Origin of the sequence: Rhizobium sp. CSW-27, from assembly GCF_018760785.1 — a bacterium.
Lineage (GTDB): Bacteria > Pseudomonadota > Alphaproteobacteria > Rhizobiales > Rhizobiaceae > Neorhizobium.
In genome coordinates, this window is sequence record NZ_JAHHZO010000010.1 from 53,122 (window position 1) to 65,553 (window position 12,432).

Sequence of the window (12,432 nt, forward strand, 5' to 3'; positions counted from 1 at the left end):
AGATCGGCACCGAGTGCAAGGCCTGCCATGTCCGCTGTGCAATATCCCTTCATCGACATCGCCGTGCATCCGCGGGTGCGTGATCACTTTGCGGCAGGCAAGGCAGTGGTTCTGTTCTCGCAGGATCTCGGCGAGGTGCTCTGGACCAACGGGCTCGGTGCCCGTCTGTTCGGCAAGGCGGCGATCTATGACCTGATCGACCAGGGTCCGCCGCGTCTCGATCTCATCCTGCGCCAGGCGCGCACCACGGCGCGGCAACTGCACACCATTGGCGACAACCGCACCTTCCTCATCCGCATTACCGCGGGATTCGAGCGGGTGGCGGTGCAGGCGCTGTGTGAACTGATCGGCCTGCCCGATGGCGAAAAGGCCGTGCTGCTGGCCGTACCGGCCGCCGACCGGCCGCCGCTGGCCGCCGAGGCCGCCCGGCAGATGATGGACGGTTTTGACGATCCCGGCATGCATGTGGCAGTGCTCGATGGAGAGGGCCATGTAGTGTCCTCCTCCCCGGAATTCGACCGCCTGAACCTGACCCCGCACACGGCACGCATGCTGGTGACGCTCGCCGCCAACGACCGCGACCGGCTGGTCAAGCGGCCGGTGCCGACTGCAGCGGGCTATCTGCCGGCCGCCATCGCCCGCCTTTCCGATGACCCTGCCCTGAATCTTCTCTTCCTCGTGCAGGCCGATCCGGCAGACCGCGATCCGGCACTGGCGACAGAAGACAGACGGCCGGAGCCGATTGTTGCCGCCTTGCCGGTGCAGGCACCGGATTTCGACGAGGCGCTGACCGCCGTCTCCGGCATCGTCGAGATGGAGGACGAGGAAGAAGTCGCCGAGACGGATCCTGCCGTCGCAACGGAAGCGGCCGGGCCGGCTGCGTCTTCCGCGCCAGAGCCGGAGCAGGCCGTTTCCTGCGAGGAGCCGGTGGCCGAGGCTGCGCCGCGGGCCCCCGCTTTGCCGGACGAGGCGCAGCAGCAGGTCACCTCCGACGGCCCGACCGCGTCGGACGTTGCCGCCGCGCCGTCCGAACAGGCTTCGGCACCGCGCTTCGAATTCCGTGGGGAAACCCGCGCCACCCGTTTCGTCTGGAAAATCGACGCGGACGGCTGCTTCTGCGCGGTTTCGCCGGAGCTTGCCGCTGCCGTCGGCCCGCATGCGGCCGAAGTGATCGGTCTCGGCTTTGCCGATGTGGCGGCCCTGTTCAATCTCGATCCCGAAGGCAAGATCACCGAACTCTTGACCCGGCGCGACACCTGGTCGGGCAAGACGATCTACTGGCCGGTGGAAGGCACCAGCCTGCGCGTGCCGATCGATCTCGCTGCCCTGCCTACCTATACCCGCAACCGCGATTTCGACGGTTTCCGCGGTTTCGGCATCGTGCGGATCGCCGATGTGCAGGAAGATCCGATGGCAATCGGCCTGACGCTGGTGCCGGGGCCGGCAGACGCCCCTGCCGAGGAAGGCTGGGCGCCGGAAGGGCCGGAACAGGCCTGGGTGGAACAGGGCTGGGCCGCTAACGAGAGGGCCATCACCTTCGAGGAGAGCGCCGACGCAGCGCAGGAGAGCGAAGCCACTGTCACCACCGACAACGACATCGAACCCCTCCAGCCCTCCGAGGCCGGCGAGGCAGTGGCCGCACGGCCGGTGACACCGGAAGAGACCACCGCTTCCGTGCATCCCTTTCCCGGCGCGGAAAAGCCGGTGCTGCGCATCGTGCAGCCGGCCCCGCCGGGCAGCCCGGAAAAGGTGGTGCGCATCGAGGACCGCCGCCCGTCCGGGCGCGACAGCCTGACGCCCGTCGAACAGGCCGCCTTCCGCGAGATTGCCCGCCGCCTCGACGCCTTCCGCCGCCCGGATGCACCGGCCGTCGACACGCCGACGGCTGCGGCAGACGATCCGGCCACCGCCGTGCCGGACCATGCGGGCGAACCGGCCGACACGGTTGCCGAGAACCGGAGCATCGGCGGGCCGGCATCCGAACCGACACAAGCCTTGGGCATCACAGAGCCGGTTGGCGGGGACGACGGCATGCCCCTCACCGCCGACGAGGACGACGCCCCCGCCGAAACGGAGCAGGCCGAAGGCTCCCCTGAGGCCCCCTCCGCCGTCGTCGCGGATGAGGCCATCACCACCGAAACCGCAGATGATGCGGCAGACGCCCTGCCAGCCGCAGGCAATCCGGCAGAGGATGCGCCGGCAGAAGACGTTGAGGATGCCACGGTAGAGGAGCCGCAGACGGCCCACGACACCGGAGCCGGTGACGCCGGCGACGAGGACGCCGGCATCACGGATGTCATCGTGGATGATGCCGAAGCGTCCGAGCCGGAAGATGCCGAGCACGACCGCATCACGATGGCGGAAGCCTATGCGCAGGCGATCAAGCCCCGCCAGCGTCCCGATCTTTCGGCGGACATCATCGACCAGATGCCGGTGGCGCTGCTGGTGCATGCCGGCGACCGGCTGATCCATGCCAACCCGGAATTCCTGCGCCTGACCGGCTATGACTCGCTCGATGCATTGGAGGCGGTCGGCGGGCTCGATGCGCTGCTGCAGCGGCAGGATCTCGAGGACAAGACCTCGGAGGCCGGCGGCATGGTGGTGGTGCGCGCCGATGACAGCATCGTTCCGGTCACCGCACGGCTGCAGACCGTGCGCTGGGAACAGTCCACCGCCTTGATCCTCGCCCTGATGCCGGTGATGGACGCCGCAGAAAAGCCGACGACGGAAGACCCGGCGCGGCAGGCCGACCGGGTGTCGCGCATGGCCGTCGAAGTGGACGAGCTGCGCGCCATTCTCGACACCGCCACCGATGGCGTCGTCATCATCGGCAGCGAGGGCGAGATCCGCTCGATGAACCGGGCGGCGAGCGCGCTCTTCAACTATGACAATGACGAGACGGCCGGCAAACCCTTCGTGATGCTGTTTGCCCATGAGAGCCAGAAATCGGTGATGGACTACCTGGCGGGACTCGCCGGCCATGGCGTCGCCAGCCTGCTGAACGACGGGCGCGAGGTGATCGGCCGCGAGGCATCCGGCGGCTTCCTGCCGCTGTTCATGACCATCGGCCATCTCACCTCGTCCAACGGCTATTGCGCCGTCATCCGCGACATCACGCAATGGAAGCGCACCGAAGAGGAGCTGCGCAACGCCAAGCGGGCCGCGGAAACCGCCAATGCCCACAAGAGCGATTTCCTCGCCCATGTAAGTCATGAGATCCGCACGCCGCTCAACGCCATCATCGGCTTTGCCGACATGATGGCAACCGAACGGCTGGGCCCGCTCGGTCATCCGCGTTACGTGGAATATGCCAATGACATCGGCCGCTCCGGCCGCCACGTGCTGGATATCGTCAACGACCTCCTCGACATCTCCAAGATCGAGGCGGGCGAGATGGATCTCGACTTCTCCGCCGTCGGCCTCAACGAGACGGTGGCCGAAGCGGTCTCCCTGGTGCAGCCGCAGGCGAACGGCCAGCGGGTGATCATCCGCACCGCGCTGTCCCAGTCGGTGCCGCCGGTGGTGGCCGATCTGCGCTCGATCAAGCAGATCATCCTCAACATCCTGTCGAATGCCATCCGGTTCACGCCCTCCGGCGGCCAGATCGTCGTCTCCACCGCCTATGAAGCGAACGGCAGCGTCGTCCTGCGCATCCGCGACACCGGCATCGGCATGACCCGTTCGGAGCTGGAACTGGCCATGAAGCCCTTCCGGCAGGTGGCGGGCGGCACCCGCAAGCGCGGCGACGGCACCGGCCTCGGCCTGCCGCTGACCAAGGCGATGGTGGACGCCAACCGCGCCGCCTTCGCCATCCACTCGGCGCCGAACGAAGGCACGCTGGTGGAAGTGACCTTCCCTTCGCCCCGCGTGCTCGCCACCTGAGCAGCGGATGCGCGCCCATGCCGGCAGCAGCCCCGCCGCCGCAAAAGGCATTTGTCTTTTGCGGCGGATGCTGTAGGCCATCAGCACCGACATCTTGAGGCATCGCAGAAGAAGGAACCGGCCTTGCAGCTTGCTCGCCAGAGGCAGATGCGCGTGGCGCGACAGGATACCCGCTCCTTCTCCGTGCTGTCGCTGCTGGTGGCTGCCCTTGCCGTGATGCCGGTGGTGGCCGTGGTGTGGATCGCCGCCTCCGGCGGCTCCGACAGCCTGCAGCATGTTCTGGTGAACGTCTTGCCGCGCGCCACCGGCCGCACGCTGCTGCTGGTGGCTCTTACCGCTCTCGTCACCAGCCTGTTCGGCATCCTGACGGCCTGGCTCGTCACCACCTTCGATTTTCCGCTGCGGCGGCTGCTTTCGGTGGCGCTGGTACTGCCGCTCGCCATTCCCTCCTATATCGCGGCCTATACCTTTTCCGAGTTCCTCGATTTCACCGGACCGCTGCAGACCGGCTACCGCGCGCTGTTCGGCTTCCGGTCGGCCCGCGACTACTGGTTTCCGGATATCCGCTCGCTCGGCGGCGCGGTGCTGATCATGTCCTCGGTACTCTATCCTTATGTCTATCTCGCCTGCTGCTCCAACTTCCTGATGCAGGGGCGCGCGGCAGCCGATGTGGCCCGCACGCTGGGGGCCGGCCCCCTGCGCACCATCCTGCGCATACAGCTGCCCATGGCGCGACCGGCGCTGATGATCGGCCTGACGCTGGTCAGCATGGAAACGCTGAACGATATCGGTGCGGTGGAATATCTCGGCGTCAACACGCTGACCTTCTCCATCTACGACACATGGCTGAACCGGGGCAGCCTCGGCGGTGCCGCCCAGCTGGCGGTGGTGCTGCTCTTCGTCGTGGCGGGGCTGATCGCCGTGGAGCGGCTGGCGCGGCGGCGCCAGCGCTTCGTGGCGAACCGCACCACCGCGAGCGTCAACGAACAGATCCGCCCCCCGCTCGGGCGCGGGCGGCGCTGGCTTGCCGTTCTCGCCTGCCTTGTGCCGGTTGCCAGCGGCTTCGTGCTGCCCGTCGCCATGCTGCTGACCTATGCCTTCAAGCGTCTGGACCTGCTGCAGGACCCGCGGCTCCTCAAGGCCCTGTGGCACAGCGTCACCGTGTCGGGCGCCACCGCGCTTGCCACCGTACTGATCGGCTTCCTGCTGGCCTATACCGTGCGCAGCCGCGGCGGGGCGGTGAGCGGCCTTGCCGGACGGCTTGCCTCGCTCGGCTACGGCATGCCGGGCACAGTGCTGGCGATCGGCGTACTGGTGCCGCTGGCCGCCTTCGACAATGGGCTCGATGCCCTGCTGCGCAGCCATTTCGGCATCTCGACCGGGCTTCTGTTGTCCGGCACCGGCTTTGCCATCTTCTATGCCTGCACGGTGCGCTTTCTCACCATGGCGGAAGGCACGGTGGATTCCGGTTTCCAGAAACTCTCGCCGCATCTGGACATGGCGGCCCGCACGCTGGGGCGCAACCGCCTGAAGACGTTGACCGGCGTGCTGTTGCCCAACATGCGCCCGGCGCTCCTGACGGCCGCCCTCTTCGTCTTCGTGGAATCGACGAAGGAATTGTCGGCCACCATTCTGCTGCGCCCGTTCAACTTCAACACGCTGGCAACGCTGGTCTATGAGGATGCCTCGCGCGCCCAGATCGAGAATGCCTCGATCGCCTCGCTGATCATCGTTCTGGTCGGGCTCATTCCGGTGCTGCTGGTATCGCGCTCCATGGAACGGTAAGCCTCTTTGTCAGGCAGGCGGCGCCAAAAGAGAGGGCAGCCGAAGCTGCCCTGAAGTGGTGCAATGGAAACCCGCCGGGCGAACGGGTGCGGCCTGTCGCCGCCTCGTGACCGCCCTGCCGCACGCTCCGCCACCGATCTGCAGTTGCAGGCGTTAAGGCGTGGTTAAGATGTGACGGTTTGATGTCAGGCAGCCGGCAAGGGTTAACAGCCAGTCAATGCAGGCAGGGCGTCGGAACAGCGCAGACGGCTTCAACTGACGGCCCTGTTTGCAAGACGCCCGCAATTCCGATAACGAAGCGCCACGGCTGCAGCGCCGATCCACCCATTTTCCCGTCATCCAGCAAAGAGATGGCCAAAGACGCATGATCGACTTGTCACCGCGCAACCGGACCTCCCGCACAGCGCTTCTCGTCGTTGCAGGCATCCTGGTGCTCGCGGTCCTGTTCCGGGTCCTGTCGCCGGTGCTGGTCTCCTCGGCGCTGGTGCGCGATCGGGTCGAGACCGCGGTCGAGGCATGGCTCGGCCATGACGTGACGATCGACAGCGTGCCGCAGCTGGAATTCTGGCCGCGGCCGATGGTGACGCTTCGCGGCATCGTCATCCGGCAGGAGGACAGGCCAGGTTCCCCCGTGCTCGGCCACATCGACGAGCTGTCGGCCAATTTCAGCCTGCTGAAGGCTCTGACCGGCAATCCGGTGTTCCAGAACTTCACCCTTGTCGGCCCCGACATCACCGTCAGAACGAAAGCTGGCGGCCGGTTGAACTGGTCGAACCAGGGTCTGCTGGGAGCGGCAGTGCGCCATGCCGTCAGCACCGACCCGGCCGAGACCGCACGCCCGCTGCCGGAGGCGGAAATCGGCGACGTGACGATCTCCGGCGGGCGCCTGACGGTTGAGACGGCCGACGGGCGCAGCCTCGTCTTCGAGCGGATCAACGGTGCGCTCGACTGGGACGACCTCACCGCACCGGCACGCCTGCGCGCCCGCGCCGAGGTGCGTGGCGTGCTGCTCGACATCGACCTGTCCACCGCGCAGCCGCTGCAGTTGCTCGGCGGGGCAAGCGCGAGCCTCGATCTGGCGCTCAGTTCCAGCCTGATGACCGCCCGCTTCTCGGGCCGGGCCGATCTTGCCCGCACGGCCTTCCTTTCGGGCGACCTGCAGATGACCGTTCCGAAGATCGCCGATGTGGTGCAATGGGCGAACCTGCCCGTTCACACCGCCGATGCGCTGCACGATGTGACCCTGTCGGCCCGGCTGGTGACGCTTGACCGCGTCATGCGCTTCGACCAGCTGACCATCTCCGCCAATGGCAGCAGCGGCACCGGCGTGATGGACCTTTCCATGGCGACCGACACGCAGCCGCCGCGCGTGACCGGAACGCTTGCCTTCGATCGCATGGACCTGCGCGCCCTGGTGATGGCGATCTCCGACGATCAGCAGGAAATGGGCCCGCTGGATCCCGCACGGGAACCGCCCTTCGAACGGCAACTGGGCTTCGATGCGCGCTTTTCGGTGAAGACGGCAAGCTATGGAACGGTTTCGTTGACCAATGCCGCCGTCAGCCTGCTGTCGGATGCAAGGCGGGCCGAAGTCGAGATCCTCGACAGCGAGATGCTGGGCGGCAGCATGAGCGGCCAGATCAGCATGCGGCTGATGCCGAAGCCGGCAACGAAGATCCGGCTTGCGGCGAGGAATGTCGACTTCGAAGCTCTGGCCAAGCAGTTGTCGCTTCCCGGTCCGCTGTTCTCCGCCCCGGCCTCCATCGATCTCAATCTCGATCTCGCCAAGCCCCTCTCGCTTGCCAAAGCCGAGGATGTCACCGGGAGCCTGCATCTTTCGGCAGCATCCGGATCGATTCCACGCCTCGATCTCGACGCCTTCCGCAGGCTCGCCTCCGGGTCCGGCTATTTTTCCCTCGAAAAGGCAAGGGAAGGCCGCACGGATTTCAACAGCCTCGACCTGAAGGCCGAGTTCGCCGCCGGCAGCGCCCGGATCACCGACGCGACGATAGACGGCGAGACCTATGTCATGCATCTGTCCGGTGTTGTGCCCTACCAGACACGCAGTCTGTCGCTGATCGCCAGAGTGGACAGCAAGACGGGCGGCGCTTCGCACCGCGCCTTCATCGGCGGTGCATGGCCGAACCCGGTCATCTGGCCCGCACCGGATGGTTTGCGCCCCTGAGGACGCACTCCGCGTCCGGCCTGCAGCCACCGGGACGCGAACCTCCTCGCCATCAATCAACCAAGTGCGGAACAATGCATCCAGGCGTCAGTTGGAAGGCTGTCCAACTGCTCGAAAGGATTCGGAAATGCGCGCCCTTAACATCATTACCCTTCTGCTGGTCATCGTCGGCGGCCTGAACTGGCTTCTCGTCGGCATCGCGGATTTTGACCTCGTCGCCGCCATCTTCGGCGGTCAGGACAGTGCTCTGGCCACCATCGTCTACGTGCTGGTCGGCCTCTCGGCCCTCTGGCAGCTCATCCCGCTGACCCGCTCCATGTCGGTCGGCGAAACCGCTGCCCAGGCCAATGTGGGCCATCACTGACCAAGAAGACCCGGCAACCGACGCCGTCTGCCACAAAGGAAGGGCCGGCCTCCCCCGCGGAGCGCCGGCTTTTCTGCGCGCGGATGGAGCGCCGGAGGGCTCAATGCCGAGGATCAGCCGGCGCCGCGAATGGCGGCGTGTTCGTCGCGGATGCGGCGCGCCTCGTTGCGCTTGGTGGTGATCGAGGCAATGATCACGCCGATGGTGACGAGCCCGATCAGGATGGTGCAGACCGCATTGATTTCCGGTGTCACGCCGAGCCGCACCTGCGAGTAGATCTTGATCGGCAGGGTGGTGGCGCCAGGCCCGGTGGTGAAGCTTGCGATCACCAGATCGTCAAGCGACAGCGTGAAGGCCAGCATCCAGCCGGACACGATGGCCGGCAGGATCAGCGGCAGCGTGATACGGAAGAAGGTTTTCACCGGCGGGCAGCCCAGATCGAGCGCCGCCTCTTCCAGGCTGCGATCGAAGGTCAGAAGGCGCGACTGCACGATGATTGCCACATAGCACATGGTGAAGGTGGTATGGGCGATGGTCACCGTCCAGAAGCCACGATCGACATTCATCGCCACGAACAGGAGCAGCAGGGACAGGCCGGTAATGACCTCCGGCATGACCAGCGGCGCATAGATCATGCCGGTAAAGGCCATGCGGCCGGGAAAGCGCGGAAAGCGGTTGAGCGCCAGCGCCGCGAGTGTGCCCAGCACGGTGCCGAGCGTGGCACTGAGCACGCCGACCCGCGCCGTTACCCAGGCGGCATCCATAAGCCCCTCGTTCGACCACATGACGCGATACCATTCCAGCGAGAAGCCACCCCAGACGGTGACCAGCTTGGAGGCGTTGAAGGAGTAGATCACCAGGATGATGATCGGGATGTAGAGGAAGGCGAAGCACAGGGTCAGAACGGTGCTGTCGAAGCGCGATGGTTTCATCTCAGCCCGCCTTCTGCTGCTGGTTCTGGAAGATGACGATCGGCACCACGAGCGCAAGCAGCAGCAGGATGGCCACGGCGGACGCGAGCGGCCAGTCACGGTTGCCGAAGAACTCCGTCCACAGCGTCTTGCCGATCATCAGCGTTTCCGCCCCCCCGAGCAGGTCCGGGATCACGAATTCGCCGGTGATCGGGATGAAGCAGATCATCGAGCCTGCAATGACGCCCGGCAGCGACAGCGGAAAGGTGATCTTCCAGAAGGCCTTCCAGGGCGGACAGCCGAGATCGCTTGCTGCCTCCAGCAGCGTGCCGTCCATCTTTTCCAGCGCCGCATAGAGCGGCAGCACCATGAAGGGCAGGTAGGAATAGACGATGCCGATGAAGACGGCATAATCGGTGCGGAAGATCTGTACCTGGTCGTCAGGCCCCAGAAGCCCGATGGTCTGCAGCAGCAGCGTCAGGAGCCCCTCCGGCTTCAGGATACCGATCCAGGCATAGACGCGGATCAGAAACGAGGTCCAGAACGGCAGGATCACCATCATCATCAGCGTCGGGCGGATGGTGCTCGACGCCCGGGCCATGGCAAGCGCCATAGGATAGCCGATCAGCAGCAGGAGCAGCGTGGAGATCGCCGCGATCCGCAGCGATGACAGGTAGGCGTTGAAATAGAGCGGGTCCTCGGTGAGGAACTGGTAATTGTCGAAATCCAGTTGCGACAGGAAATCGCCAAGCGCGCCGAACCCTTCGAACGTCGGCGTATAGGGCGGCATGGCGATTGCCGTATCCGACAGCGAGATCTTCAGGATGATGAGGAAGGGCGCCGCAAAGAAGACGATCAGCCAGAGATAGGGAACCGCGACCACCAGCCAGCGGAACGGATTGGTCTGCGAGGATGCACCGATCTCAGCCATGCCCCGCCTCCCTCAGCGCGTCAGAACCAGGCCCGCATCGAGCGGCCAGGTCAGCCAGACCATATCCCCGAAGGTGATGGGGCGATCGACGAGGCGCGAGACATTGGCCTGCGCGGCCCTCAGCACGCGCCCATCCTCCAGCTTCACCAGGAAGACGGAGAAATCGCCGAGATAGCCGATATCCCAGACCTCGCCATGGGCGGTATTGGTCTCGGCGGCGGCCGGCGGATCGAGCGAGATGCGCACCTTTTCCGGACGGATGGCGAAGGCCACGCGGTCGCCGACCGCGGCCGGGCACTCCTGCTCGACCGCGATGGAAAGCCCGTCGCTTTCAAGGCGCACGACCGGCGGATGCCCCTCGTGAAGACAGACGCCCGCATTTTCCGTCAGCGCGCATTCGAGAATGTTGATGTCACCGATGAACTCGGCCACGTAGCGGCTGTTCGGCCCCTCGTAGATTTCGGCGGGCGTCGCCACCTGCACCACGATGCCCTTGTCCATCACCGCGATGCGGTCCGACACGGTCATCGCCTCTTCCTGGTCATGGGTGACGATGAGGAAGGTCAGACCCAGCGTATGCTGGATATCCATCAGTTCGAACTGGGTTTCCTCGCGCAGCTTGCGGTCGAGCGCGCCGAGCGGTTCGTCGAGCAGCAGCACCTTCGGCCGCTTGGCGAGCGAACGGGCCAGCGCCACGCGCTGCCGCTGGCCGCCGGAAAGCTGCGCCGGCTTGCGCCGCGCAAAGGCCTCCAGCTTCACCAGTTTCAGCATTTCCTCGACACGGGCCCTGATCTCCGGCTTCGGCAGGCCATCCTGCTCCAGGCCGAAGGCGATGTTCTTTTCCACCGTCATGTGCGGAAACAGCGCATAGCTCTGGAACATCATGTTGGTCGGCCGCTTGTAAGGCGGCGTGCCGGACAGGTCCCTGCCCTGAAGCAGGATGCGACCGGATGTCGGCTCCTCGAAGCCGGCCAGCATGCGCATCAGCGTGGTCTTGCCGCACCCCGAAGGACCGAGCAGCGAGAAGAACTCGCGCTCGTAGATATCAAGCGTCAGGTTGTCGACGGCAATGAAATCGCCGTAGCGCTTGGTGATATTCTCGAAGCGGATGAAGGGGGTGGCCGAGGGATCGGTCCAGGGTGAGAACTTGCGCTTGACCGGTCCCAGAGATTTTGCCATGCCCGCCCCTTGTTGTCTGCCCAGGTTCCGTTTGAACGACCGGCACCGCGATGCGATACCGGCCGGACTGCATGCACGAACGCGATCTTACTGACCGGTCTTGATCGCCGTCCATTCGCGGTTGATGACGCGCTGGGCCTTGGGATCGTAGGGCGAGATGGTGAACAGCTTGGCGAGCGTTGCCTCGTCCGGATAGACCGACGGGTTCTTCACCACGGCCTCGTCCATGAACTTCTGGGCTTCGAGATTGCCGTTGGCATACTGCACGTAGTTGGAGGCCTTGGCGATCACCTCCGGCTTCATCAGGTAGTTGATGAAGGCATGAGCTTCCTCGACATGCTTGGCATCCGCGGGGATCGCCAGGTTGTCGAACCACATGTAGGTGCCTTCCTTCGGGATGACATAGTCCACCTTCACCCCGTTGCCGGCCTCTTCCGCACGGGACTTGGCCTGCAGAATGTCACCGGACCAGCCGATGGTGATGCAGGTATCGCCATTGGCCAGTTCATCGATATAGGCGGAGGAGTTGAAGCTCTTCACGTAAGGGCGGATCTTCTTGTAGACATCGCCGCCGGCCTGCAGGTCCGGGGTCTTCTTGCTGTCCGGGTCCTTGCCGATATAGTTCATGCCGATGGCGAAGGTTTCGTCCGAAGCATCGAGGATGTTGATGCCGCAGGACTTCAGCTTGGCGGCGTTTTCCGGCTTGAACAGCACGTCCCAGCTGTCGATCTTCACGTCGCCGAGCGCCGCCTTGACCTTGTCGACATTGTAGCCGATGCCGGTGGTGCCCCACATGTAGTTGACGGCATACTGGTTGCCGGGGTCATACTTGGCGAGGCGCTCCGTCACCACCGGCCACATGTTCTTGAGGTTCGGCAGCTTGGACTTGTCGAGCTTCTGGAAGACGCCAGCCTGGATCTGACGGGCCAGGAACGGCCCGGTCGGCACGACCACGTCATAGCCGGAACCGCCGGCCAGAAGCTTCGTCTCGACCAGATCGTTGCTGTCGAACACGTCGTAGACGACCTTGATGCCGGTTTCCTTGGAGAAGTCTTCCAGGATCGATGGATCGATATAGTCGGACCAGTTGTAGACATGCACCTCGCGCTCCTGGGCGGCGGCGGCGGTTGCGGCCAGGGCCGAAGCGGCAAGGGCCAGCATGCGGAGCATGGGTGATTTCATGGTCTTCTCCAGT

Annotated in this window: 8 protein-coding genes; 4 read left to right on the forward strand and 4 right to left on the reverse strand. The window is 65.2% G+C overall.

Annotated features, from left to right (window positions below):
- Positions 1-27: 27 nt before the first annotated feature.
- The 4 genes from KLP42_RS18420 to KLP42_RS18435 all read left to right on the forward strand — a co-directional run bounded on the left by KLP42_RS18420 (position 28) and on the right by KLP42_RS18435 (position 8,216).
- Positions 28-3,882, forward strand: a complete 3,855-nt coding sequence (locus KLP42_RS18420; RefSeq protein WP_215568420.1) for an ATP-binding protein — start codon at positions 28-30, stop codon at positions 3,880-3,882.
- A 147-nt stretch (positions 3,883-4,029) separates the two neighbouring features.
- A complete protein-coding gene (locus tag KLP42_RS18425) occupies positions 4,030-5,667 on the forward strand; it encodes an ABC transporter permease (RefSeq protein ID WP_215568569.1) in 1,638 nt (545 codons plus the stop codon).
- A 364-nt stretch (positions 5,668-6,031) separates the two neighbouring features.
- The gene (locus tag KLP42_RS18430) at positions 6,032-7,852 is read left to right on the forward strand and encodes an AsmA family protein (RefSeq protein WP_215568421.1); all 1,821 of its coding nucleotides are present in this window, start codon (positions 6,032-6,034) and stop codon (positions 7,850-7,852) included.
- Between the two features lie 127 nt (positions 7,853-7,979).
- Positions 7,980-8,216 (forward strand): DUF378 domain-containing protein, encoded by a 237-nt coding sequence (locus tag KLP42_RS18435; protein ID WP_215568422.1) that lies wholly within the window; start codon positions 7,980-7,982, stop codon positions 8,214-8,216.
- Positions 8,217-8,329: 113 nt separating this feature from the next.
- Here the strand turns inward: KLP42_RS18435 and KLP42_RS18440 are convergent, their stop codons facing one another.
- The 4 genes from KLP42_RS18440 to KLP42_RS18455 all read right to left on the reverse strand — a co-directional run bounded on the left by KLP42_RS18440 (position 8,330) and on the right by KLP42_RS18455 (position 12,419).
- Positions 8,330-9,148, reverse strand: coding sequence for an ABC transporter permease (locus KLP42_RS18440; RefSeq protein WP_215568423.1), 819 nt, complete (start codon positions 9,146-9,148; stop codon positions 8,330-8,332).
- A gap of 1 nt (position 9,149) precedes the next feature.
- The gene (locus KLP42_RS18445; RefSeq protein WP_215568424.1) at positions 9,150-10,058 is read right to left on the reverse strand and encodes an ABC transporter permease subunit; all 909 of its coding nucleotides are present in this window, start codon (positions 10,056-10,058) and stop codon (positions 9,150-9,152) included.
- A gap of 12 nt (positions 10,059-10,070) precedes the next feature.
- Positions 10,071-11,237 carry an ABC transporter ATP-binding protein gene (locus KLP42_RS18450; RefSeq protein WP_215568425.1) on the reverse strand — a complete coding sequence of 389 codons (1,167 nt, stop codon included), beginning with the start codon at positions 11,235-11,237 and terminating at the stop codon, positions 10,071-10,073.
- A gap of 87 nt (positions 11,238-11,324) precedes the next feature.
- On the reverse strand, positions 11,325-12,419 hold the full coding sequence (locus tag KLP42_RS18455; protein ID WP_215568426.1) for a polyamine ABC transporter substrate-binding protein: 1,095 nt from the start codon (positions 12,417-12,419) through the stop codon (positions 11,325-11,327).
- Between the last annotated feature and the right edge of the window lie 13 nt (positions 12,420-12,432).